Annotated in this window: 24 protein-coding genes and 1 tRNA gene; 11 read left to right on the top strand and 14 right to left on the bottom strand. The window is 35.8% G+C overall.

Annotated elements, in window-relative coordinates; genetic code table 11:
* Positions 1-86: 86 nt before the first annotated feature.
* The 3 genes from ABEB31_RS16520 (at position 87) to ABEB31_RS16510 (ending at position 4409) form a co-directional block, all read left to right on the top strand.
* The gene (locus ABEB31_RS16520; protein WP_347052757.1) at positions 87-989 is read left to right on the top strand and encodes a hypothetical protein; all 903 of its coding nucleotides are present in this window, start codon (positions 87-89) and stop codon (positions 987-989) included.
* A 101-nt stretch (positions 990-1090) separates the two neighbouring features.
* Positions 1091-2509, top strand: a complete 1419-nt coding sequence (locus ABEB31_RS16515) for a hypothetical protein (RefSeq protein ID WP_347052756.1) — start codon at positions 1091-1093, stop codon at positions 2507-2509.
* Positions 2510-2606: 97 nt separating this feature from the next.
* Positions 2607-4409 (top strand): glycoside hydrolase family 2 protein, encoded by a 1803-nt coding sequence (locus ABEB31_RS16510; RefSeq protein WP_347052755.1) that lies wholly within the window; start codon positions 2607-2609, stop codon positions 4407-4409.
* 71 nt (positions 4410-4480) lie between these two features.
* Here ABEB31_RS16510 and ABEB31_RS16505 read toward each other — a convergent pair whose 3' ends face one another.
* The 5 genes from ABEB31_RS16505 to ABEB31_RS16485 all read right to left on the bottom strand — a co-directional run bounded on the left by ABEB31_RS16505 (position 4481) and on the right by ABEB31_RS16485 (position 9669).
* Entirely contained in the window at positions 4481-5320 is an 840-nt protein-coding gene (locus tag ABEB31_RS16505) for a DUF4249 domain-containing protein (RefSeq protein WP_347052754.1), read from the bottom strand.
* 4 nt (positions 5321-5324) lie between these two features.
* Positions 5325-7943 (bottom strand): TonB-dependent receptor, encoded by a 2619-nt coding sequence (locus ABEB31_RS16500; protein WP_347052753.1) that lies wholly within the window; start codon positions 7941-7943, stop codon positions 5325-5327.
* Between the two features lie 100 nt (positions 7944-8043).
* Complete coding sequence (locus ABEB31_RS16495) at positions 8044-8883, bottom strand: FecR family protein (protein ID WP_347052752.1); 840 nt, start codon at positions 8881-8883, stop codon at positions 8044-8046.
* 9 nt (positions 8884-8892) lie between these two features.
* Positions 8893-9102 carry a hypothetical protein gene (locus ABEB31_RS16490; protein ID WP_347052751.1) on the bottom strand — a complete coding sequence of 70 codons (210 nt, stop codon included), beginning with the start codon at positions 9100-9102 and terminating at the stop codon, positions 8893-8895.
* Between the two features lie 45 nt (positions 9103-9147).
* The gene (locus ABEB31_RS16485) at positions 9148-9669 is read right to left on the bottom strand and encodes an RNA polymerase sigma factor (protein ID WP_347052750.1); all 522 of its coding nucleotides are present in this window, start codon (positions 9667-9669) and stop codon (positions 9148-9150) included.
* A gap of 288 nt (positions 9670-9957) precedes the next feature.
* Between ABEB31_RS16485 and ABEB31_RS16480 the strand changes: the two genes are divergently transcribed.
* Positions 9958-10530: a hypothetical protein gene (locus ABEB31_RS16480; RefSeq protein ID WP_347052749.1), complete on the top strand. Its 573-nt coding sequence runs from the start codon at positions 9958-9960 to the stop codon at positions 10528-10530.
* Positions 10531-10532: 2 nt separating this feature from the next.
* Complete coding sequence (locus tag ABEB31_RS16475) at positions 10533-12653, top strand: cation:proton antiporter (protein WP_347052748.1); 2121 nt, start codon at positions 10533-10535, stop codon at positions 12651-12653.
* A gap of 103 nt (positions 12654-12756) precedes the next feature.
* Here the strand turns inward: ABEB31_RS16475 and ABEB31_RS16470 are convergent, their stop codons facing one another.
* Both ABEB31_RS16470 and ABEB31_RS16465 read right to left on the bottom strand, forming a co-directional pair.
* A complete protein-coding gene (locus ABEB31_RS16470; protein WP_347052747.1) occupies positions 12757-13014 on the bottom strand; it encodes a hypothetical protein in 258 nt (85 codons plus the stop codon).
* 126 nt (positions 13015-13140) lie between these two features.
* Positions 13141-13214: transfer RNA gene (locus ABEB31_RS16465), tRNA-Met, on the bottom strand.
* Between the two features lie 150 nt (positions 13215-13364).
* Here ABEB31_RS16465 and ABEB31_RS16460 point away from each other — a divergent pair.
* Positions 13365-13757: an START-like domain-containing protein gene (locus ABEB31_RS16460; RefSeq protein WP_184167403.1), complete on the top strand. Its 393-nt coding sequence runs from the start codon at positions 13365-13367 to the stop codon at positions 13755-13757.
* 54 nt (positions 13758-13811) lie between these two features.
* Entirely contained in the window at positions 13812-14648 is an 837-nt protein-coding gene (locus tag ABEB31_RS16455; RefSeq protein ID WP_347052746.1) for an aminotransferase class IV, read from the top strand.
* On the opposite strand, the gene ABEB31_RS16450 is transcribed toward ABEB31_RS16455, so the two are convergent.
* From ABEB31_RS16450 to ABEB31_RS16420, 7 genes are all read right to left on the bottom strand, one after another.
* Positions 14645-15205 (bottom strand): YqgE/AlgH family protein, encoded by a 561-nt coding sequence (locus ABEB31_RS16450; RefSeq protein ID WP_026727618.1) that lies wholly within the window; start codon positions 15203-15205, stop codon positions 14645-14647. The genes ABEB31_RS16455 and ABEB31_RS16450 overlap by 4 nt on opposite strands.
* A 128-nt stretch (positions 15206-15333) precedes the next feature.
* Positions 15334-15606 carry an HU family DNA-binding protein gene (locus ABEB31_RS16445; RefSeq protein WP_095952182.1) on the bottom strand — a complete coding sequence of 91 codons (273 nt, stop codon included), beginning with the start codon at positions 15604-15606 and terminating at the stop codon, positions 15334-15336.
* A gap of 180 nt (positions 15607-15786) precedes the next feature.
* Positions 15787-16734: a methionyl-tRNA formyltransferase gene (fmt, locus tag ABEB31_RS16440; RefSeq protein WP_347052745.1), complete on the bottom strand. Its 948-nt coding sequence runs from the start codon at positions 16732-16734 to the stop codon at positions 15787-15789.
* Entirely contained in the window at positions 16734-18629 is a 1896-nt protein-coding gene (locus ABEB31_RS16435) for a RecQ family ATP-dependent DNA helicase (RefSeq protein WP_347052743.1), read from the bottom strand. Before ABEB31_RS16435 ends, fmt begins: the two co-directional genes overlap by 1 nt.
* A 64-nt stretch (positions 18630-18693) precedes the next feature.
* Positions 18694-19227: an AAA family ATPase gene (locus tag ABEB31_RS16430; protein ID WP_347052742.1), complete on the bottom strand. Its 534-nt coding sequence runs from the start codon at positions 19225-19227 to the stop codon at positions 18694-18696.
* A 414-nt stretch (positions 19228-19641) separates the two neighbouring features.
* Positions 19642-20265 (bottom strand): hypothetical protein, encoded by a 624-nt coding sequence (locus tag ABEB31_RS16425; RefSeq protein WP_347052741.1) that lies wholly within the window; start codon positions 20263-20265, stop codon positions 19642-19644.
* A gap of 15 nt (positions 20266-20280) precedes the next feature.
* Positions 20281-21198 (bottom strand): alpha/beta hydrolase, encoded by a 918-nt coding sequence (locus ABEB31_RS16420; RefSeq protein ID WP_347052740.1) that lies wholly within the window; start codon positions 21196-21198, stop codon positions 20281-20283.
* Between the two features lie 265 nt (positions 21199-21463).
* Here ABEB31_RS16420 and ABEB31_RS16415 point away from each other — a divergent pair, with 265 nt between their 5' ends.
* The 4 genes from ABEB31_RS16415 to ABEB31_RS16400 all read left to right on the top strand — a co-directional run bounded on the left by ABEB31_RS16415 (position 21464) and on the right by ABEB31_RS16400 (position 24861).
* Positions 21464-21760 carry a DUF493 family protein gene (locus ABEB31_RS16415; protein ID WP_347052739.1) on the top strand — a complete coding sequence of 99 codons (297 nt, stop codon included), beginning with the start codon at positions 21464-21466 and terminating at the stop codon, positions 21758-21760.
* Between the two features lie 3 nt (positions 21761-21763).
* On the top strand, positions 21764-22483 hold the full coding sequence (locus tag ABEB31_RS16410) for a DUF4290 domain-containing protein (RefSeq protein WP_347052737.1): 720 nt from the start codon (positions 21764-21766) through the stop codon (positions 22481-22483).
* A 92-nt stretch (positions 22484-22575) separates the two neighbouring features.
* Positions 22576-23889: a UDP-N-acetylglucosamine 1-carboxyvinyltransferase gene (murA, locus tag ABEB31_RS16405; RefSeq protein WP_347052736.1), complete on the top strand. Its 1314-nt coding sequence runs from the start codon at positions 22576-22578 to the stop codon at positions 23887-23889.
* Between the two features lie 93 nt (positions 23890-23982).
* Complete coding sequence (locus tag ABEB31_RS16400; protein ID WP_347052735.1) at positions 23983-24861, top strand: cation diffusion facilitator family transporter; 879 nt, start codon at positions 23983-23985, stop codon at positions 24859-24861.
* Positions 24862-24937 lie beyond the last annotated feature (76 nt).

The raw sequence follows: 24937 nt of genomic DNA, 5'->3' as shown, positions 1-24937 counted from the left end.
CTATAAGAAGTCTTTTCTCTTGCCTCTGGCTTCTGTTCTCTTCCCTCTACACTCTCAAAAAAAAATAACCAAAAAACACCAAAATCATGACTATAAAACGAAATCATATATTCAAAGTACAGTATCTCATTTTAGTATTTGCGGCAGGTTTGTTTTCCTGTGAAGATGATGTACGCGAAGTATATTTATATAAAAAAGGAGAGCTTAGTGCAACCTCAACCAATACTTCTGTAAAAGCCGGTGAAACGATCACATACACCGATGCATCTACAAAAGTGCGTGCGGTAAAATGGACTTTTCAGGGCGGATCGCCGGGCGCTTCGATCGAGCCTAATGTTGAGGTTAAGTACGCTAAAGGCGGAAGCTTTACTACCACTTTAGAAATTACCTTTGTAGACAACACCGTGCAAAAGAAAACCTTTGCCGTTGAGGTTGAAGCACCTGCCATTCCACCCATAGTTATTCCGGCAGATGCGCTTAAAATCTATTCTGAAAATCCCGATTTTACCAAAACAGCTCCGGTTTTAAACTGGGTTTCAAGCAATCAGTTTGTGATTAAAGAAGTTGCCACTGACGGATATGAAGGAGCTTACAGAAACTTTTCGCTCCCGGCAACGCCACCCGCAGCCGAAGCAAAATGGGCAATGGGAATTTTGCAGTTTGTCAATTTTACAGACATTTCGTCGTACACGTATCTTAATCTGGCAGTAAGAACCACCAGTACCGGAAAAATCAGATTCAGAATGAAAGATGCTTCCAATACCGGTTATGTTGAATTTGATGCCACAAGCAATCTGTACGGACTAAAAAGAGATGGAAGCTGGAACATGGTTAAAATTCCAATTGCCGATTATAAAAAACAAAATGCGGCTTTAGACCTTACTAAAATCAAAGATATTTTGGTTTTAAGAAGCGTAGATCCGGAAGATGTAAGGGCTTTAAATAATTACATTTTTGATATTGATCACATCTATTTGTCTAAAAACTAAAGATAAGAAGCTTTGTCAAGGTTTTAAACTTTGACAAAGCTTTACATAAAAAATAAGCCCCAAATTCTCCAAACAATACTAATTAAAAAAATGAATTTTTAATGAAACATTCCATTTCTATATTGCTCTGTTTGATAAGCATGATTACCCTTCAGGCACAAAATAAAATTACTTATATGAAAGTCGAAGCCAGACAAAATGCTTTAGATCCAAAATGGGTAGCGTATGATGCCAAAACAATAGATAAACTTCCCGGATTTAAGACTAAAAAATTGGCTCCTCCGGGTTCGATTACCGGCGCTTCCAAAATGTGGCAAAAAGAGGCGACAGGATTTTTTAGAACCCAAAAAGTAGACAACAGATGGTGGATTATAGATCCGGAAGGTTATCCGTATCTTTTTAAAGGGGTGGCCGTTTTTAATGCCGGCCGTTCTGTAAATCAGCAAAAAGCATTTGATGCAAAATATGGAAGTAAGGAAAACTGGGTAAAACAAGAATCAAAATTACTTCGCGATAACGGTTTTAACGGTGTAGGAGCGTGGTCAAATGTAGATTTGGTGAGAAAGGCAGAAAGCCCGTTAGTCTATACTGTGATTGTTTCGCCAATGGGCATGTATCATTCCGACCATATTAAAAAATACGGCGGAAAATATAAAGAAGCAAGCTGGCAGAATTACCGTTTTGATCTGGTTATGGTTTTTGACAAAGAATTTGACGCCTATATCGACAAGGCGATGAAAGAAGTTTCTAAATATAAAAATGATCAGTATTTGATGGGTTATTTTACTGATAATGAGCTTCCGTGGTATAACGACGCATTAGATAAACATTTAACTTTATTGGCCAAAGACGAACAGGGATATCTGGCCGCAAAAGAATGGCTGGATAAAAGAAAAGGATTTGAGGCTAAAGTATCGGATATTACTCAGGAAGACAGAATGGCTTTTACCGCTTTTTACTTTGAAACGTACATAAAAAAAGTAACAGCAGCACTTCGCAAAGCAGATCCAAATCATATGTATTTGGGCTGTCGATTCAATCAGGATAAAGAACAGGAACTAACGAATCCGGAGATTTTTAAAGTGGCGGGAAAATACATGGATATCATTTCCATCAATCATTACAGAAAATGGGAACCGGATCAGGAACTGATGAATAACTGGGGCAAATGGTCGGGAAAACCGTTTTTGATTACCGAATGGTATACCAAAGGAGAAGATTCTGGTTTGCCGAATAATACAGGTGCGGGCTGGCTGGTGCGGACACAAAAAGAAAGGGGGCTTTTTTACCAGAATTTCACTTTAGAATTGCTCAAAAATAAAAATGCTGTCGGCTGGCACTGGTTCAAATATATGGATAATGATCCGCAGGATTTAAGCACCGATTATTCGAACAGGGATTCCAACAAAGGAATTGTCAACAGTAATTTTGAACCGTATCTGCCTTTATTAAAAGAAATGAAAATCATCAACGACAACGCCTACGAGCTGACGCGTTATTTTGATAATGAAGACAAGTAGTACTTAGTTCTTAGTCCTTAGTCCTTAGTCTTTAGTGCTAAGGACTAAGGACTAAAGGCTAAGAACTAAACACTCAAATCAATTAAAAATAAAAACTATGAAAAAAATTATAATGCTGTGTTGTACTTTTCTGTTGATGGGAAAAGCCATGGCGCAGGAAATTCCGTTAGTTTCCAATATTTCGGCAAGAAATAACATTACTTTAAACGGAAAATGGAGTTATATTGTTGATCCGCTTGAAAATGGTTATTATGATTATCGTCTAATGCCTTTTAAAAACAACGGATTTTTCGAAAATAAAAAATGGAACACCACAGATTTAACCGAATACAATTTCGCAACCTCAGCTACGATGGATATTCCGTCCGACTGGAATTCGAAAGACCAAAGATTGTTTTTTTACGAAGGAACTGTTTGGTTTCAGAAAGACTTTAATTATAAAAAAGACAGTAAAACCAAAGGAATACTTCATTTTGGGGCAGTCAATTACGATGCGAAAGTCTACGTCAACGGAAAAATGGCCGGAAGTCATGTGGGCGGTTACACGCCTTTCAATTTTGATGTAACCGATTTACTGGTCGACGGCAATAATTTCGTAGTGGTAAAAGTCGACAACAAACGCCATAAAGACAATGTACCGACGGTAAATATGGACTGGTGGAATTACGGTGGCATTACAAGAGACGTGACTTTAGCTCAGGTTCCAAATACATATGTGGAAGATTATCTGTTTCAGCTGGACAAAAAAGAAAAAGGCAAAATTTCTGGCTGGATAAAATTGAATAGTGAAACAGCCAATCAGTCGGTTTCGGTTTCTATTCCGGAATTAAAAATTAAAAAGAGCATTACAACCGATGCAAAAGGAATGGCATATTTTGAAGTGAAAGCCAATCCCGTTTTTTGGACTCCGGAAAACCCAAAATTATACGGCATTACTATTAGCAAGGCCGATGAAAATATTGCTGATCACATTGGTTTCAGAACCATTGAAACCAAAGGCAAGGAGATTCTGTTAAACGGAAAAAAAGTCTTTTTACGCGGAATCAGTATTCACGAAGAAGCGCCTTTTCGATCCGGAAGAGCCTGGTCTGATGAAGATGCCAAAACATTACTAACCTGGGCAAAAGAATTGGGCTGTAATTATGTTCGTCTCGCACATTATCCGCACAACGAAAACATCGTTAGAGAAGCCGAAAAAATGGGATTGATGATTTGGTCTGAAGTCCCGGTGTACTGGACGATTTCGTGGACAAATCCCGATACCTATGCCAACGCAGAACGACAATTGCACGACATGATTTACAGGGACAAAAACCGTTGTGGTATTGTAATATGGTCTATTGCAAACGAAACCCCGCACGGCGACGACAGAGATATTTTCTTAAGTAAACTGGCCAAATATGCCCGTACACAAGACAATTCGCGTCTGATTAGTATGGCTATGGAGGTTACTAAAAGTCCGAACAATGTTAATACTCTTCATGACAATATGAATGAATATGTAGATATAGTAAGTTTTAATCAATATCTGGGCTGGTACAGAGGAACCAATGAATCCTGTAAAGACATGCAATGGGTAATTCCCTACAACAAACCAGTCATTATCAGCGAATTTGGCGGCGAAGCTTTACAAGGCTTGCACGGCGATAAAAAAGAACGCTGGAATGAAGAATATCAGGAAGAGTTATATGTTCAGAATACGCAAATGTTCAATCGTATTGAAGGTCTGGCGGGAGTTTCTCCGTGGATTTTAGTCGACTTTCGTTCACCGAGAAGACAGTTGCCAAACATTCAGGATTTCTTCAATCGTAAAGGTTTAATTTCAGATCAGGGAATTAAGAAAAAAGCTTTTTATGTGATGAAAGATTGGTACGCACAGAAAGAGAAAGAATACAAGTAATAACTTCAAAAAGCAAATAACCCTTAAATTTTTACATTTAAGGGTTATTTATTTTATTAGAAAAGTAATTTCTACTTCACCGTGTAAGAAACCTGATCGGTCTCACAAAGTCTGAAATAGCCTAAAGCGAAATTATTGGCGTCAGAAGTATTTATAATATTTCCTCTGATGTTCCCCGGCGGTACAGAAAACGGATTAGAGCTTGAAGCTTCCAAAATTAATTTCATATAATTAAAGTAATTTTTAGAAACCCCACGATGTGTAATATTCAAAACATCTCCGGCTTTCATATCTTCATTAGAAAATCGGGTGCTTATTTCGTTTCCGTTATAAAACTCGTCATCTGTAATTTCATATTGCGGGTAAATTAAAAATGAAGACTGATAATCTGTTACATAAAAATTGGTCTGATCGGCCGGATCGTTATAATAAAAAGTCAGTTCGATGATATCTTCCCCGCCAAAATCAGGAACAATTTTTTGCTCAATTTTATTGATCGCACTTCCCGAAGTCAGTTTTTCTTTTGCGGTAAAACTTTGTCCTTTAACATCAACAAATAAGGTATAATCCATATTAATTACCGGAATAAAATTGGTGCATTTATACACTCCCGCTTCCGTTTCATTAAATGTAAAGACCTCACCGCTGCTGTTTTCAACGCGTACTTGTGCACCCGAAACTTTGGGCGTGGAGCCACTGTAATAAGACGCAGTTTCGCTAATTTTTATCGTTTGTTCATTTCCGGCAGTTCCTTTCTTCCATAAAATTTCAGCATCGATTACCAATTTTGTTTCGCCGGTTTCGAGATCCAGATTGACAACATCTTCGCAGGAAGTAAAAGAGAAAACAAAAAGAAGAGTTATTAATGCCAGTCCTTTTTTCATTATCGTATATTTTTTCAATTCATTCATAGCATTAAAATTTAAAATTATAAGAAACTCCCGGTACAATTCCGAAAATAGAAAGTCGCCTGCTTTCATTTGCTCCGGTATCTTCATTTGTTGTAAAACTCATAGAAGCTGCATTTTTTCTGTTGTACACATTGTAAAGACTAAACACCCAGTAACTTTGCCAGCTTTTCTTTTTATCGGGTTTTGGCGTATAAGTTGCCGCAAGATCCAAATGGTGGAAAAGCGGTAACCTGTTTTCATTTCGCAAAGAATAATTCGGAACGTGAATGCCTCCAATTTCATAATACCCATTCGGATATGTCACCGGCTGACCAGACTGCAAGGTAAAATTGCCATTAAAAGACCATTTCGGATTCAGTTCATAACTTCCTACAACACTTAGATTGTGCAGTTTATCGTATCCCGATAAATACCAGTCACCGTTTGCAATTCCCGGTTCTTCTGCTGTTCTTCCGGCTGTTTTTTGTTCGGCACGCGATAAAGTGTACGAAACCCATCCTGTAAATCTTCCGGTGTTTTTTCTAAATAATAATTCCAGTCCGTAAGATCGGGCTTTACCGTTTAAAATGACCTGCTCAATATTATTGTTAGCCAGGACATCAGCCCCGTCAATATAATCAATACGATTTTGTACCTTTTTATAAAATAATTCTGTTTCGAGAGAATAATCGCCGTCACGGAAATTTTTAAAATAACCCATTGCATACTGATCCAGAAGCTGAGGTTTGGTAAACGGTCCGCTTGGTGTCCAGATGCTCATAGGCAGTGGCGATTGGGTATTCGACAGAATATGAATGTACTGCGCCATTCTGTTGTAACTTGCTTTGACAGAAGTATTGTCATTAAAAGCAAAAGATAAAGCTGCCCTTGGCTCAAAATTATTGAAAGTACTAATGGCGCTTCCTTTTTTATAAGCGACGGTTCCGGTTGGTGTTCCTTCTTCATAAATTTTATAAAGCGGATTGTAAACCACAGACTGACCATTTTCATACGTAGTGATTTCTTCTGATCCTAAACGGAAAAATGTGCTGTATCGAAGACCATAACGAAACGTAAGTTTTTCTGTAATCTGATTTTCAAAATCTACAAAAGCAGAGGTTTCGAGTGCATATTTTTTATCCAGCTGTGTATAATTAAACTGAGAATCTGATTTTGTGGGCTGTACCACTCCGGGATTGAAATTATAGTATAAGCCGTCGATTCCGTAATTGATTTTAAACTTTTCAGACGGTTGATAATTCCAGTTGTACTTCAGTCCATAACTGCTGATGTTGCTTTCCCATTTAAAACTTTCAATCGGAATTTCAAGATTAAATCTGTAATCACTGTAAAAAGCTGATAAATTAGAATTTAGCTGATCGGAGAATTTATGCTTCCAGCTTAAAATTCCCATTGTACTACCGTAAGTACTTGCAAATCGGTCGTTAATGTCAAAGATATCATTTCCGAAGTAACCCGAAAAAGCCAGCGTATTATTAGCATCAAAGCGATAGTTTAATTTAGCATTCAAATCATAAAACATGGCAGAGTTAGTATTATCTGCAAGTTTCAGGAACAAATGCGCATACGAAGTTCTGCCAGAAAGGATAAACGAACTTTTATCTTTCTGGATTGGACCTTGTACTAAAAGTCTGCTTGAGATAATTCCGATTCCTCCGTTTACTTTATATTCGTTAAAATCTCCGGTTTGTTGTGTGACATCTAACACAGAAGAAACCCTTCCTCCAAATTTGGACGGAATTCCTCCTTTATACAGATCTAAACCACTCACTACATCTGCGTTAAAGATGGAGAAAAAACCAAACATATGAGAATCGGCATATACAGGTGCTCCGTCCAACAGAATCAAATTCTGATCTGCCGCACCCCCGCGAACATTAAATCCTGAAGAAGCCTCTCCAGCGTTGGTAACTCCAGGCAAAGTAAGTATCGATTTTAAGGGGTCAGGTTCACCCATGGCAACAGGGATTTTTTTAATTTCCTGCATCGAAAGTTTGTTAACGCTCATTTGTGTAGCTTTAACATCCACCGCTTTATTATTCATTACAATTACTTCTCCCAATTGCTGACTGTCGGAATCTATATTGAAATTAATCGTTACATCATCAGAAACAGTAATGTTTTTTTCCTGGTTTTTGAGTCCAACATAGCTAATGGCAACCGTATAATTGCCGTTTGGAATATCGAGAGCATATTTTCCGTTAACATCTGTAACGGCGGCAGTTGCCAGTTCTTTAATAAACACATTTGCACCAATGACAGGTTGTTTTTCATTATCAAAAACTTGTCCTTTTAACGTGCTTTTTTTTTTGCCCGTCTTCTGAGATTGCGATTTCTGTTTCACAAAAATATTATTGCCAACAATAGAAAATTGAACAGATGAAATTTTGTTTAATTCAGAGATAAGCTTCTCAATTTCGATTTGCTTAAACGTACTTTTTTTGGTAAAATACTTTTGATTGATATTAATCTGATCTGTAAAAGCAAATTTGTAATCGGTTTGAGTTTCAATTTGTTTAAAAAAGTCTTTTAAAGTTAGGTTCTGATCTACCATCACGGCAACGTTTTGGGCAGACATACACAGACTGAATAAAAAAAAGCATGCTGAAATTATATGCTTCATGAAATTTTGTATTTTTGAATATTATTAAATGGAATAACCTCGTGTTATCCTGAATGTTAGGAGGATGTGGAGTTTCGCGGCTTACATCCTTTTTTCTTTTCTATTGAAAAGTAATCTGCTTTAAATCTTCATTTACTTCGAAATTTAGGTTATACATTTCTGCTATTAATTGTACAATTATTTTTAAATCTTCTTTTTTATTGATGCGTATTGTCATTTTCTGATTCTGGTTTTCTAAAGGAATATTGACTTTATAACCATAATTTTCTTCAATGTACAGACTGACATCACTCAGTTTTTTGTTGTCAAAATCTACAAAACGATTGAATTCGATAACCGATGCCGTTTGGTTTCCGTAAGTAAATTTCTCCCCGGGCTTCAGGATCCATTTTTGGGTGTTCCCTTTTACAGTCATCTGCACGCTTCCTTCGTATAATTCAACTGTTATTTGCTCGTTTTCACTTTCGTTAACGGTAAAAGAAGTTCCTAATACTGTTGTGGTTGTTTCATCGCATAAAACCTGAAAAGGATGCTGTTTGTCTTTTTTAACTTTAAAATATGCAGTTCCGTCAATTTCGATTTTTCTGTTTAAAGCAAAATCAGAGCCGTACGAAATCTTAGAATTGGGACTCAGTTCTACTTTCGAATTATCGGGTAAAATGACATGTTTTATTTTGGAGGTGCGGTTTTCAATTATATTCTCCGCTACAAAATTGTTTTCGGACAGAGGTTTTTCATTAAAATAAATTCCGGTTCCAATTAAAACAAAAAGTAAAACTGCGGATGCACAATAGTAGCGCCACGGTTGCGATTTCCGTTTTTTGGTAAAAGCTCTAGAATGAAACTGCTTCCAGGAATTTTCTTTTTCAGTATCCGAATGAGAAAGCGGAGTTTCATTCCACAGTTTTTCAAAATCCTTATCAAAATTTTCGTTATCCATTTTGAGATATTAAATGATTTGACAATGAAATCCCTGTTTGGTAAAAACACCGTAAACTACTTCTTTGACATCTCTGTTGGTTTCAATTTTCAGGACTTTTTCACGTCCGTCGCGGTCAAAATTTATAATACAGTCAGAAATGACAAATTGTAAAAGAGCGACAAGGAGGCTTGCGTCTTTCTTGGTTTTGACATTAGTTTTGTAAGCTTCAATATGCATTTTAGTCCTTGTTTTTATATATAACAAACGAGAACTAGAAAGTTCCTAATGGTTTTCGATTTTTTTTCGAATAAATTTACTGGCAAGATAAATGTGATTGGCAATGGTCTTTTCAGAAAGATCCGTTATTTCTGCAATCTCCTTATAGCTAAGGTTTTCCAGTTTGTGTAAAGTAAATATCTTTTGTTGCTGCTCCGGAAGCTGGTTTATAAAATTTTGTAGCTTTTCCTGCCTTTCTTCAAAAATTCCCGAATCGGGTTCTTCCTGTGCAACCTCATCCTGAGAAGGATCAAGCTGAATTATTTTATTCTCCCGGTTGATATGATTGAGGATGAGGTTTTTGCAAATTGTAAAGAGCTGTTTGTCAAATAAAACCTCTTCGTTAAGCAATTCTTTTTTATTATATAACCGAATGAAAGTTTCCTGAACAAAGTCTTCGGGAGTAAAAACAGAATCATTAAATCGTCTGGCAATATTTATCAGTTTATCATAGTAATTGAAATATGCCTGTCTGAAGGCTTCTTCATTTCCTTTTTTTAAACTTAAAATAAACTTTTTATTGTCCATAACGAAAATATCGGCAATGAGATTACTACTCTAAACTCATCGGTTTCAATATTATTGCACCTAAAACGTAACAGTTTTAAATGTGCTTTGTAATTAGTTACAAAGAACTGCAATTTAATTTTATATTTTGACGCTGATTCTGAAAAATGTTACAATTAAAGATCAGTTTTTTTAATTCCTGAAAAGACATTTATTTCAGCAAATGGCTGTCGGAATTAGCATTTCTGCACATTTTGGGACGATAAGCGGATATTTTTACGTAAATTGTAATTTACAAAATCAAATATTATGACTTTAAAAAGACTTTTAATTTTAATCCTGATTCCTGTTATTATTTCCTGCAGTGATAAAAAAGAACGGGAACTTAACCAAAGAGAAAATGCCATTTTAGAGCGCGAACAAAAATTTGCCGATAAGGAAGCAGAATATGAACTTCTGTTAAAAATGAAAGACAGTATCGATCTGACGCTTCAGAAAAAAGATTCTGTTCCCGAAAACCGTGTTTGGCCCGACAGTCTCCGAATGAAATGGAGCAGTAAAATGGTTTGCCGCGAATCAAATTGCAGTAATTATGTTATTGGCGATCAGCGAAGCGAAACCTGGGATTTTGTTTCGGACTCAACCGGAATGTTTGTAAATGTTGTAAACAACAATCAGATAAAAAGAATATTTAAGGGACAATATTCAGGAAGTAAAATTGTACTGGATTCTGCAAAAGAAACTTCTTCAAAAAGTACCGTAAAAATTAGTGTTGTCTTAGATGAGATCAGAAAAAATGTAATAAAAGGTACGCAGACCATCACAGGGCAGGACAATTGTACGGCAAAATTCTCGGTCGAACTTTCGCCATCAAAAAAATAATTATGCAACTAAGTATACACCATATTAGTCTTCCGATCGAAGATCCGCTTTTAAAATTTCTAATAGAACTCATTATTATATTATGCATTCCGCTTTTATTAAATAAAATAAAAGTGCCGCATTTGCTTGGCCTTATCATTGCAGGTGCACTTATCGGTCCTAACGGATTTGGTGTTCTCTCGAGAGACAGCAGCGTTGTGGTTACGGGAACCACCGGATTGCTCTATATTATGTTTCTCGCCGGACTGGAAATTGATATGGCCGATTTTAAGAAAAATAAATGGAAGAGTGTTATTTTCTCCCTTTACACTTTTGCCGTGCCTTTCTTTCTCGGTTTGGTGGGCGGTTATTACATTTTAGGTTTTTCGTTACTGACATCGGTTCTTTTTGCCAGTCTTTTTTCTTCGCATACATTAATTGTTTATCCGATGGTAAGTGGTTTGGGTATTGCCAAAAATCTCGCAGTCAATATTACCGTTGGCGGAACCATGATTACAGATGTTCTTTCGCTTTTGGTTCTGGCAGTAGTGGTCGGAATGTCACAGGGCGAAGTTGGAACAGCATTCTGGGTAAAACTTTCTGTTTCGATGGTGCTTTTTGGTTTAATTGTACTATTGGTTTTCCCGATCATAGCACGTTGGTTCTTTAAGAATGTCGAAGATAAAATTTCGCAATACCTTTTTGTAATAGTAATGATTTATCTGGCTGCATTACTGGCAGAAATTGCCGGAATAGAATCTATCATCGGAGCATTTTTCGCCGGACTTGCCTTAAACAGATTGATTCCGCATACTTCTTCTTTAATGAACAGAGTTGAATTTGTCGGCAATGCCATTTTTATTCCATTTTTTCTGATTAGTGTCGGAATGCTGATTGATTTCAGTGCCTTTATTCAGAGTTGGGAAACACTGTGGGTTGCGGCGATTATGTTAGTAGCATCTATTGGCGGAAAATACGTTGCGGCGATTTTTACCAAAAAAACATTTAAACTTACCAACGACGAAGGCCAGTTAATTTTCGGGATGAGTGCGGCATCTGCAGCCGCAACGCTTGCCTCTGTGATGGTGGGTTATAATATCATTATCGGAGAAACAGAAGCAGGTGTGCCCATCAGACTTTTAAACGATCATGTCCTTAACGGAAGTATACTTTTGATACTTATTTCGTGTACCGTTTCTTCATTCGTTTCTATGGCAAGCGCACAGCGAATTGCCGAAGCTGAAAAAGACGATAAAGTATCCGGAAAAAGTGAAGAAAAAGAGAATATTCTTTTGGCACTTAATCATGAAGCAACGGTCGATAAAATGGTTAATCTCGGACTTATCATTAAAACCGCAGCCAATAAAGACCGCCTTTTTGCGGTCAATGTCATTAATGAGGAAGAAAACGAATCTTCTGCAAAAAATGCAGAAATGATATTAGGATCCGCAGTAAAGGCGGCTTCGGCAGCTGATGTAAAACTAAATCCAATTACACGTCACGATAATGATACAGCAACCGGAATAAGCAATGTAATCAAAGAAAAAGAAATTACAGATCTTGTGGTTGGTCTGGAGGAAAGAAAAGGCTTCTCGGCTTCTTTTGTATATAATTTGTACAATGGCTACCTGAAAAATAAGAATGTAAACCTGATAGTGTATCACGCCGTTCAGCCTGCGTCTACCATTAAGAAATATGTAGTACTTGTTCCTGAAAATGCAGAAAAAGATGCCGGATTTTTTCATTCTATTTTAAGGATTTGGAATATTGGACGCAATTCCGGAGCAAAAATGAATTTTTACGGTACAGACAAAACCATGGAAATCTTAAAGAGAATCGTAAAAAAAGCAACAATAGAAGCCACATTCAATTCGCTTAATTCGTGGGAAGAAGCTACAAAAACCGCATTTAATTTAGTAGAAGACGAAGGTCTGATTATAATGATGGCAGACAGAGGAATGTATTCTTATTTTTCACAAATGCGCGATGTACCGGATTTACTGAATAAAAGACTGAACAATAACAATTATATGCTGATTTATCCTTTTTCGAAAACAGAAAAAAATACAACAGAAAAGAGGGCAGTAAGCAACCATGATGATTTTGCCGAAGTCGGAAAAATGATTAGAAGTATTTTTAAATAATAATGAAACATTCATTCAAAACACAAAAGCCTTAATTTAGAAATTAAGGCTTTTTGTATTATATCGAAAAAGGTGTACTTTTTGTGTCGGGCAGATGGTTAACTTATTTTTCTGCTTCCAGATTGTCAACAGCAGAAATCTGATCTAAAATATTGGTTTGGTTGGGCGAAATGTAATTTTTTATCTCCGCAGGATTTTCTTTCTTAAAAAGCATGTCCAATGCATTATACAATTTTAATAAAACATCACGGTCTGCTTTGTCAATCTCCAAAGCAGTATTAAAATTAAAGACATAATTATTCGAATTTCGTACTTCTACTTTTATCGTTTTTGATGTGATTTTAAACTTAACTATATCCATGTTGCTTAATTAGAGATGCAAATTTAATTATTTTTATAATATCAGGCCTGTATAATTTTTTGAAACTAATGGCAATAAAAAATAAAAAACCCCTAAACATTTCTGTTTAAGGGTTTTGCCTTTTCGTAGCGAGGACGGGAGTTGAACCCGTGACCTCAGGGTTATGAATCCTGCGCTCTAACCAACTGAGCTACCTCGCCTGGACTGCTATCATGAATTCCTGATTGCGGGTGCAAAGATAGAAATAATATTAAAGCATACAAGTATAAAATCAAGAAAAAAAAATATTTTTAAAAATGCATTGTTTTTGGACATATATTCTTATATTTCGAAAAAATTAAAAGTAGCACATGGATTCAAAAATACGATACGAAATCGAGTTTCCGATCAATTCTTCGCCGCAATTATTGTATCAATATATATCAACGCCGTCGGGTTTATCAGAATGGTTTGCTGACAATGTGAATTCGAGAGGGGAATTTTTTACATTTATCTGGAATGATTCGCAGGAAAAAGCACGTCTGGCTTCAAAAAAATCAGGAGAAAAAGTAAAATTCAAATGGGTAGATGACAGCAGTAAAGACACCGAGTACTTTTTTGAACTTCATATTTTAGTAGATGAACTTACTAAAGATGTTTCACTAATGGTAGTCGATTTTGCAGAAAAAGAAGAAATAGGAGAAGCTAAGCAATTGTGGGAGAATCAAATCTCAGATCTGAAACATCTTATAGGATCTGTTTAGTAAAATTCTATTTTATACCTTATATTTGCCCTGAACAAAATTCAGGGTTTTTTTATGATTAATTTTAACGGAAACATTGCGCACGAAGAGACTGTACTAACTCAAAACCGCGCATTTTTATATGGTGATGGTATTTTTGAAACGGTAAAAATTATCAACGGAAAAATTCTGTTTCTGGAAGATCATTATTTTAGGTTAATGGCTTCTACCCGTATTGTCCGAATGGTGATTCCGATGAATTTTACCATGGAATATTTCGAGGAACAAATTATAAAATTAGTACAAGAGCAGGGAATTGCTGCTTCGGCCAGAGCCAGAATCACAGTGTATAGAAATGATGGCGGTTTGTATCTCCCGAAAAGTAATGATGTTTCGTTTTTAATAAGTGCGACGGCACTTGATAATACTTCTTATGTATTAAATACAAACGAATATGAAGTAGATTTATATAAAGACTTCTACGTGTCCAGACAATTATTATCGTCTATTAAAACTACTAATAAGATGATTAATATAACCGGAAGTATTTATGCAGATGAAAACAGTCTGGCCAACTGCATTTTGCTAAACGACAGCAAAAATGTAGTAGAAGCACTGCAGGGAAATATATTTATGGTTATTGGTAAAAAATTAATTACACCGCCTGTTTCAGAAGGAGCTTTAAACGGAATTATGCGTAAGCAAATTTTAGCTTTGGCAAAAAAAATAGAAGGCATAGAGGTGACTGAAGAGATAATTTCGCCGTTTGATCTTCAAAAAGCAGACGAATTATTTCTTTCAAATGTAATCATGGGAATACAGCCGATAACTAAATATCGAAAAAAGGAGTTTACAACAAATCTGGCGCATTTATTAGTACAGAAGCTGAATGAATCCATAACTGAAAATTAATTCAGATATGGATTTTCTGGTGCATTTGACCAAATAAGATAATCTCCGCCCAGCTCAATAATCTGCTCTTTCCAGAAGTGAGTGGTAGATTTGCCAATGATTTTATTTTTATAATTATTATCAGCAATGATCCAGGAATTTCCCTGCATCTCATTCTCAAGTTGATTTTCGTCCCAACCGGTGTAACCTAAGAAAAAACGAATATTATTTTTACTAATAGATCCGTCATTTATTAAGTCTTTGGTTGACTCAAAATCTCCTCCCCAATAAATTCCGTTAGAGATTTCCACACTATTTGGAATCAACTCGGGAATATTGTGAATGAAATAAAGGTTGTCCTGTTCAACCGGGCCTCCGTTATATATCTTAAAGTTGGCATCAATCTCCGGTATCAGGTCATTAATAGTGTATTTTAAAGGTTTATTAATGATAAAACCAATTGATCCTTCTTTGTTATGGTCTGCTAATAAAATTACCGATCTGTTAAATGATAAATCTCCAATTATTGAAGGCTCGGCAATAAGCAGGTGTCCTTTTTTTAATTTTTCTGAAATCATACGGTTACAATTTTTATTAAATTTAGTCATAAAAAAATTAAAATCACAAAAAAAATCGTTAAACCGCATAAAAAAACCTTCCCAAAGGAAGGTTTTAATTATATTATAAGTTTAGAGAACTTTCTTACTTAGTTCACTGCACCTTCTAATTCAGCTCCAGCTTTAAACTTTACTACATTTTTTGCTGCGATTTTGATCGTTTTTCCTGTTTGAGGGTTTCTACCATCTCTTGCAGCTCTTGCAGAAACTGACCATGATCCGAAACCTACTAATGAAACTCTTCCTCCTTTTTTCAAAGTTGTTCCTACATTACCTAAAAAAGACTCTAAAGCTAATTTCGCCGCAGCTTTTGTGATTCCTGCATCAGCAGCGATAGCATCGATTAATTCTGATTTGTTCATAATAATTAGTTATTAATTGTTGGTTAAAAAAAATTGTTAATACACAAATTTAGTAGGAAATCCGTTGCGTGCAAGTGTTTTCTTTATTTTTAGCAAAAATTGTTGATAACTTGCTTTTTTTGTTCATAAACAGTGTTATTCATCGATTAAAAACAGGTACAAACCCCTGTTTTACTGACGTTAATACACTTTTGCCGCTTCTGAAAAACTTACTCCATTTAATATTTCTGAAGCAAGCATTCGCTTTTTTCCTGGAAATTGTAGACTTAATAACTGTACAAACCCGTCTTTTATTGCAATTTTAATTTCTTTTTTTGTGCTAATTATTTTTCCCGTCTCATAAGAGTGTGGTTCTGATATCAGTTTTGCTTCGTATATTTTGATATTCAGTTCCTCATTCTGATCTTTTAAATAACACCAGGAAGCAGGATACGGACTCAAACCGCGAATAAGGTTGTTGATTTCGCTACCGCTTCTGGTCCAGTCAATTTTACAGTTTTCTTTGTTTAGTTTGTAAGCCGTTTTAATTTCTGCATCCTCTTTCTGAATAGTGGTTGTTACATTTCCGTTTTCAATAACTTTCAAAGTGTCAATAACAGTTGTGCTTCCTAAAACCATTAATCTGTCGTGCAGCTGTCCCGCCGTTTCTTCCGGTTCGATAGTGATTTCAGAATTTAAAATCATGGCACCGGTATCAATTTTGTCATCAATAAAAAAAGTGGTAACGCCGGTTTTTGTTTCTCCATTTATAATCGCCCAGTTAATTGGTGCCGCTCCGCGATAGTTTGGTAACAAAGATGCGTGAAGATTAAAGGTGCCGAGATCAGGCATTTCCCAAACTACTTTTGGCAGCATTCTAAAAGCAACTACAATTTGTAAATTGGCATTTAAAGCTTTTAGTTCTCCTAAAAAAGTTTCGTCTTTTAAATTGGTGGGCTGCAATAAATTTAAGTTATTCGCCAAAGCGTATTCTTTTACAGCAGAATATTTTATTTTTTGTCCGCGGCCTGCAGGTTTGTCTGCTGCTGTAATTACGCCGACAACTTCGTAGTTATTTTTAATTATAGTGTCCAAAATGCCAACGGCAAATTCCGGAGTTCCCATAAATATAATTCTCAATTTCTCCATTATGATTTTAAAGTGTATTTATTATTTGCCTGTATGGTAATATGATTGTTTTCGAGTAATTCCTGAAGAACTGCAAGAATATCTTTGGCGTCCATCTTAATTTGATTTTCAATTTCCCTCGAAGTTAAAGAAGCTGTGCGAAGCAAAGATAAAATCTTATCTGCAATAGAATCGGCTTCGGTTATTTTTCCTTTTTGTGTGATGCAGTACGAACAGATTCCGCAGTTTTCATTGGTTTCTTCACCGAAATAATCCAAAACCAATCTGTTTTTGCAGGTTTTGTTTTCTTTTATATAATGCAAAACAGATAAAAGCTGTTCTTTTTTAACCTGATTTTGTTTTTCTAAATATTTGGAAACCCTGTTAATAGTATGGTCGTCTTCGCGAACTTCGTTAAACAGAATAGTCGCGTCGTTGTTTTTAGATTTAAATTCTATAATTTCTTTTTCTTTCAGTTTTTCTAAAAGTGCCAAAACCTGTTCTTCGGTATGATTTGATTTCTTTGCAATTAAACCGAGATTCAAATTGGCTTTTACCTCATAAATACCGGGATAAGTCCTTAGTATTGCTAAAAGAACTTCTTCATCATTCGGATTAAGGCTTATGTATCGAATTACTTCTTTTGATTCGATAATAAACTTAATATTTATTTTTTCTAAAAATTCCTGAGACATCGTAATAATTCCCTGCTGATTCAGAAACTGCAAAGCATTATAGGTTTTCAGGGTCGGAAAATCATATTTGTTGCAAAAATGATTCATTTTAAATGAAAAAGTCTCATCTAAACCTTCGCCATACGCAATCTGGAAATAATTGCATAATTTGACATATACCGTTTTTAGGAATTTTTTGTCAGGAAGAATGTTCAAAAACTGCTGTTCGGTCTGTATCGCGTCTGAATTATTGTAAAGTAAAACCGAAAAAGCTTTGGCGCCATTTCGTCCCGCTCTTCCGGATTCCTGATAATAGTTTTCTAAATTTTCGGGAAGCTGCGTATGGATAACCGTTTTGACATTGTCTTTGTCAATCCCCATTCCGAATGCGTTTGTGGCTACGATTACCTGCGATTGTTCCGACATCCACAACTGCATGTTTTTGTCTTTTTCTTTTGCCGAAAGTCCGCCATGATAGTAAGTTGCGGTAAAACCTAAGGACTGTAATTGAGAAGCAATGTATAAACAGGATTTTCTGTTTCGAACATAAATTATGGACGGTTGCGGATTTTTTTTCAAAATCTGCTCTACACGATACAATTTGTCTTCTACCTCAAACACCATATAAGCGATATTTTTTCGCTCAAAAGACTGCTGAAAGTGATTTGGATTTTTTAATTCTAATTGTGATCTGATATCCTCGATAACTCTCGGAGTTGCAGTAGCCGTCAAAGCTAAAAACGGAATCTTAGGAAAATATTTTTTAAGCTCCGAAATTTTAAGATATGCCGGTCTGAAATCGTGCCCCCACTGCGAAACACAATGGGCTTCATCAATGGCAATTAAATTTATAGGAAGATTTTTAATGCGTTCCAGAATCCAGTCCGATTGCAGACGCTCCGGCGAAAGATAGAGGAATTTGTAATTTCCGAATTGACAATTATCCAGAAGATCAATAATCTCTTCGGTATGAATGCCGCCTGTAAGTGCGATCGCTTTAATTTCACGTTTCTGCAGGTTCATTACCTGATCTTTCATCAGGGCAATTAATGGTGAAATTACCAGACAAATTCCGTCCTGCATCATCGCGGGAACCTGAAAACAAATCGATTTTCCACCACCCGTCGGAAGCACCGCAAAAGTATCCTGACCTTCCAGAACAGAATCAATAATATCTTTTTGCAATGGTCTAAAACTGTCGTGTTTCCAGTATTTTAGAAGGATTTCCTGAGCTCCAAGCATGGCGTGAATTTTAAAGTTAAAAATTTAGAAATCAGCTTCTAGTTTCGCAACTTTAAACCCATTGCTAAATTTTATCTAAGATATAAAGAATTCTGTTTTCAACCGTATCTTTTGGAACCTCAATTAGTTCGTACCCATATTTTTTATATGTTTCGATAAGGTGTTCCTGAATTAACACAGCCTGATCAAAATTTTCGTACCGTTCTGCATCACTTTGGTAAATTTCTTCCCACGGCGGTAAAATAAAAGTTTTCGTATATTTATAATCCTCGCAGGCTTTGGAGAAATTTTCCGGATATTCATCGCCAATATAATCCATATACGCCACAACATCTGGAATTCCACGGTCGATAAAAACCACATTGTCAGGTTCTTCAAGAGCATTTTTGTATTGTTCAATACGGCCTTCCAATAACATTTCGCTAAACAAAAGAGGCTGTTCCAAAAACAATTGTTCAATACCTTCTTGTTGTGCTTTCATGGTTACCTGTCTGGAAATTTCAGGATAGCAGCAATAGCCGCGAGCGACTAATTCGTTAATAAGCGTCGATTTTCCAGTACCGGGACCACCAAGCAGGACTATAATTTCTTTTTGCACTTTCTAAAAATAAAGCGCAAATTTACCTAAACTTATTAATATATAAAAAATAATATTTGCTTTAAGCGAATGATTTCGCATTTTTTGAGGTATGTCCCGAGACTTCGGGACTGCTGTCCGCTGTAATCTTTTGCTTTTTACAGGAAATAGCAAAAGGATTTCCTCCCGAAGCTTCGGGCGATCAGGGCTGATAGAGAAAAATGTTTTTGTTTTTCGAATTAATCTTTTTTCTCTTCCGCGCTCCTGCAAGGTTTTCAAAAACCTTGTAGGTGTTTGTTAATTTAGGCAAGTTTAAAATTTATACCTACAAGGTTTTTGAAACCTTGCAGGAAACGTGATACATAATCTTACAGGTAATTTTATGAATTGCCGTTGGTTTCAACCAACGGAATAAAGTGTTTAGAAGAATTGGCTTCAGCCGAATATCTTCCACCATTTTTTTTTGACTTCTTCTATTGCTGTTTTAGGATTATCTTCAATTGTTTCTCCATCAAAATTGATTATATATTCATTCGATTCAAAATCAAATAATCTGATAAAGTTATTTTCAATTGTAAATTCAGGTTTATCTTCAGTATTTACCCAAATATCTCTTCCGCCGTAGCTCCAAATAATTTCTCCTTCTTTTGATATTCTGTAAATTTCTAATTCGCCATGTATTATAAAATCTTCTTCAACTTTATAAATAGAAAAATTGGTAAAACAATCGACTTCCTTTTTCCATTTTAATTCTAAGGAAGGTATTTCAAGACAATAAATCTTATTGCATGCACAAAGCCAAATTTTATCATCTTCAATTATAAAAGAATTTTTGCTAATTCCCGTTGATCCTCCAATCTCACAAATTATTGCAGTAGAAATTTCTTCTCCAAATCGTTTAATAATAATTGCATGTCTGCAAGATGGATTATATCGATCATCCTGATTTTCGATTTCAGTATAAATCTTGTCGTATATTCGCAAATTGTCAACTGACTTTAAGGTATAGGTTGGGTCATCTGCAATTTCAATTTCGAAATTTTTGTAATTTACTTTCATTTATTTTAAAGTTACTTAATCACAAAAAGGATATTTCCCCGCATCCTTACCTTTCTTCTCCGAAGGAACAATCAAATGCGATTGAAACTTTTTGCCATCCAAAACATCATTAACAAAATCCAGAACATATTGTTTTCCATCATGAAAAAGATAACCCGAAAATTCATGTCCGCCGCCGCAGAAAGTAATCAGTTCAATGTCTTTATGTAAATCATTCATGTGATTGTAAACGGCGTACGAACCAAAAAGAATCAGCCAGCCAGAAGCGTTGGTCGGGCAGGAGCGGTGCGAACCCGCATTGTACGGAACTGTATCATCACTGTTCCCGTGTGCCAGTAACATCGGAATCGCTTTTTCTTTCGTAATTAAATTAATATCCTGAATTGCACCAGAACCTCCGATAAAACCTTTGTATCTGAAGTTTTCAGGAAGATTACTTTTGTATAAATTCATCAGTTTATAATCCCAAAAACTGGCTTGAAAACCAATTTCTGCTCCTGCACTTATTCCGGAAATAAAGATTTTAGAAGTATCTAAATTGTATTTATTGGCATTTTCAATTAAAAATCCTGTTGCCTGCCACATATCGCTTACGCCAATCTGAATTGCTTTTATCTTTTCGGTCAAAGTTCCTTTACAGCCAAAATCTTTTCCTTTCATATACAAACTGTACGAAATGCTGGCAACCGCATACCCGTTTTGCGACATAAATTTTCCGAAATCTTTCTCGCTTGTTCGGTCTCCCCCAGAAAATCCGCCACCGAAAGCAAACATAATCAGTGGAATTTTTTCTCCGGCTTTTACTTTTGGTAAGTATAAATCTAAATCCAGTTTTAAAGTGTCGTTTTGAAAATAAGTTATGGTTTTAACTTCTTGTGCGTGAGAGTTGTAAAAAGTAAAAAATGTAAAAAGTAAAAAGATGATTTTCTTCATTGTGTTGTGTTTTAATCTCGCAAAGAGGCAAAGACTCAAAATTTTTTCGCCACGAATTTTCGCTAATTTTTATTTTAATGATTTGCCAAGATAAATAAAATTCGTGAAATTGAATTTTAGTTGAAAAGAATTAGTGCAAATTCGTGATCCCGATAGCTATCGGGAGTGGCAAAAAAGCATCCATTTTTTAGAGTCAAAAAATCTAAAATCTAAAATCCGAAATCTGAAATCAAAACCGTATCTTTGCCTTTATTTTTAATTACGAATGGAGAACGATAAAGAAAAAAATACAGCAGAATTTTACGAAAGGTTAAAAGTCGAACTAGATAACGCAAATACTTGGCCAGCAGAATACTTGTACAAATTTATTGTGCCATCTGTTGAAGATAACGTTGAGCGCGTCGAAAAAGCTTTCGACAGAATGGGTGCTGTAATAAAAACTACAAAATCTAAAACCGGTAAATTTACCAGCGTTTCTGTTGATGTAACTATGCACAGCTCTGATGATGTGATCAGTAAATACAAAGAAGTTTCTACAATAGAAGGTATAGTTTCATTATAACTTATGAACGAAAAATATATAAAAGAAGTAGCGAATGATGTGGTGTTTAATTTAGAATACAATTCTGAAAGACAACGTTTGATTATTCCCGAATACGGTCGTCATTTGCAAAAACTGATCGATCAGGCAACGTCTATCGAAGACGACGAGATGCGTAATAAAGCCGCAAAATATATCATTCAGGTTATGGGAAGTCTTAATCCGCATTTGCGTGATGTTCCGGATTTTCAGCATAAACTTTGGGATCAGCTTTTTATAATGTCTGATTTTAAACTGAATGTAGAATCGCCATATCCTATTCCGTCAAGAGAGGTTTTAGAACTAAAACCAGATGTTTTGCAATATCCTCAGAACTTTCCAAAATACAGGTTTTACGGTAACAACATTAAATACATGATTGATGTTGCCAATAAATGGGAAGATGGCGAAATGAAAAATGCATTGGTGATGGTGATTGCCAATCACATGAAAAAATCATTTTTAAGCTGGAACAAGGATACCGTAAAAGACGATGTTATTTTTGAACATTTGTTTGAATTATCAGGAGGAAGAATAAATCTGTTGGAAAGTACAGAAGAACTTTTGAACACAACAGATTTAATGCGTACCAATAAACGTATTTCCAATAAGACAGCTCCGGTTGGACAGCCGAAAATTCAAAACAATAAAAATAACAAAGGCGGAAAACCAAAAACTTTTCAAAAAAATAATAATCAGAAATAAAAAAGGAGCTAAGATAGTAAGGTCCTAAGATGCTAAGATTTTTTTAGCTTAGAACCTCAGAATCTCAGAACCTTAGAACCTAAAAAAGATCTATGGGAATATTTAAAATTGAAGGCGGGACACCTTTAAAAGGAGAAATCACACCGCAAGGAGCAAAAAATGAGGCATTACAAATTTTATGTGCCGTGCTTCTAACAGGAGATAAAGTAAGAATTAACAATATTCCTGATATTATAGACATCAATAAATTAATCACTTTGTTGGGGAATTTAGGTGTGAAAATTCAACGTAATGAAGCGGGTTCTATTACTTTTCAGGCCGACGAAGTAAATGTTGGCTATTTGGAAACAGAAGCTTTCAAAAAAGAAGGAGGAGCACTTCGTGGTTCTATTATGATTGTTGGTCCGCTTTTGGCTCGTTTTGGAAAAGGATATATTCCTAAACCGGGAGGAGATAAAATTGGACGCCGTAGATTAGATACGCACTTTGAAGGTTTTATCAATCTTGGAGCAAAATTCAGATATAACAGAGAGGATCACTTTTATGGTGTAGAATCTCCGGAAGAAGGATTACAGGGAACAGATATGTTACTGGATGAAGCTTCTGTAACGGGAACTGCAAATATTGTGATGGCTGCCGTTTTGGCAAAAGGAACAACAACAGTTTACAATGCTGCATGTGAGCCGTACTTACAACAGCTTTGTAAAATGCTAAACTCTATGGGGGCAAAAATCACCGGAGTTGGTTCTAACTTATTAACAATTGAAGGTGTCGAAAGTTTAGGCGGATGCGAGCACAGAATTCTTCCTGATATGATTGAAATCGGTTCCTGGATTGGTCTTGCTGCAATGACAAAAAGCGAAATCACAATTAAAAATGTAAGCTGGGAAAACTTAGGTTTGATTCCGAATACTTTTAGAAAACTTGGAATTACAATTGAAAAACGCAACGACGATATTTATATTCCCGCTCATACTGACGGATATGAAGTAAAAACCGATATCGATGGTTCGATTTTAACCATTGCAGATGCACCATGGCCGGGATTTACACCAGATTTACTAAGTATTGTTTTGGTTGTGGCAACGCAGGCAAAAGGAGATGTTTTAATTCACCAGAAAATGTTTGAAAGCCGTTTATTCTTCGTGGATAAACTAATAGATATGGGCGCAAAAATTATGTTATGCGATCCGCACAGAGCGGTAGTTATGGGACATAATTTTGAATCTCAATTGAAAGCTACAACAATGTCATCTCCGGATATTCGTGCCGGTATTTCATTGTTAATTGCTGCACTTTCTGCAAAAGGAACAAGCACAATTCAAAATATTGAACAAATCGACCGTGGATATGAGCGTATCGATGAGCGTTTGAGAGCGATTGGAGCAAAAATCGTGAGAGCATAAAAAATGTTTTCGCCACAATTCACGAATTTCAATCTTAAAGGATTATAAAAATAATTCGTGAATTCGTGGCGGAGAGAAAATAAATGTCACTAAATGACAAACGAACAAAAAGCTGTAAAAGCTACATACTTTAGTATTGTCGGAAATACCTGCCTGGCCTTGATAAAAGGATTGGCAGGTTTTTTTGGCAATTCTTACGCCCTGATTGCAGACGCAATAGAATCGACGACAGATATATTTTCGTCATTTCTGGTGTTGTTCGGAATCAAATATTCAAATAAACCGGCAGATGAAAACCATCCGTACGGGCATGGACGCGCAGAACCTTTAATTACATTTTTGGTTGTTGGATTTTTAATTACTTCGGCCACAATAATTGGTTACGAAAGTATTGCCAATATTCAGACATCACATGATTTACCAAAGTCGTGGACTTTATATGTTCTGGGGGCCATTATAATCTGGAAGGAATATTCGTTTCGTTTAGTAATGAATCGAAGCAAACAGACTAATAGTTCTGCACTTGCCGCAGATGCCTGGCATCATCGCAGTGATGCTATAACTTCTGTTGCTGCTTTTATCGGAATTTCATTTGCGTTGATCATGGGCAAAGGTTACGAATCTGCAGACGACTGGGCAGCGCTTTTTGCAGCTTGTTTTATTTTGTATAACAGTTATAAAATCTTCAGGCCGGCACTTGGCGAAATTATGGATGAAAATTTAAATGATGATCTGGTAGAAGAAATTCGTGTTGTCTCTTTAACCGTTCCGGGAATTTTAGGAACAGAAAAATGCTACATCAGAAAAGCGGGAATGCGTTATCACGTAGATCTTCATGCGATTGTTTCAGCTGAAATCTCGGTTAAGGAAGGTCATGATTTGTCTCATAAACTGCAGGATACTTTAAAAGAAAAGATTCCACAGTTGGGAAATGTGCTGATTCATATTGAACCGGATGATTATCACTGTTAGAGGTGCAAAGTTACAAAGTTACAAAGGTTCAAAGGGACAAAGCTTTTAAACTTTGAACCTTTGAACCTTTGTCGCT

The sequence above is a fragment of the Flavobacterium olei genome (genome assembly GCF_039749035.1).
Taxonomy (GTDB): domain Bacteria; phylum Bacteroidota; class Bacteroidia; order Flavobacteriales; family Flavobacteriaceae; genus Flavobacterium; species Flavobacterium olei.
Note: the sequence above shows the minus strand (reverse complement) of the source record. Positions and strands in the feature narration are given on the sequence as shown.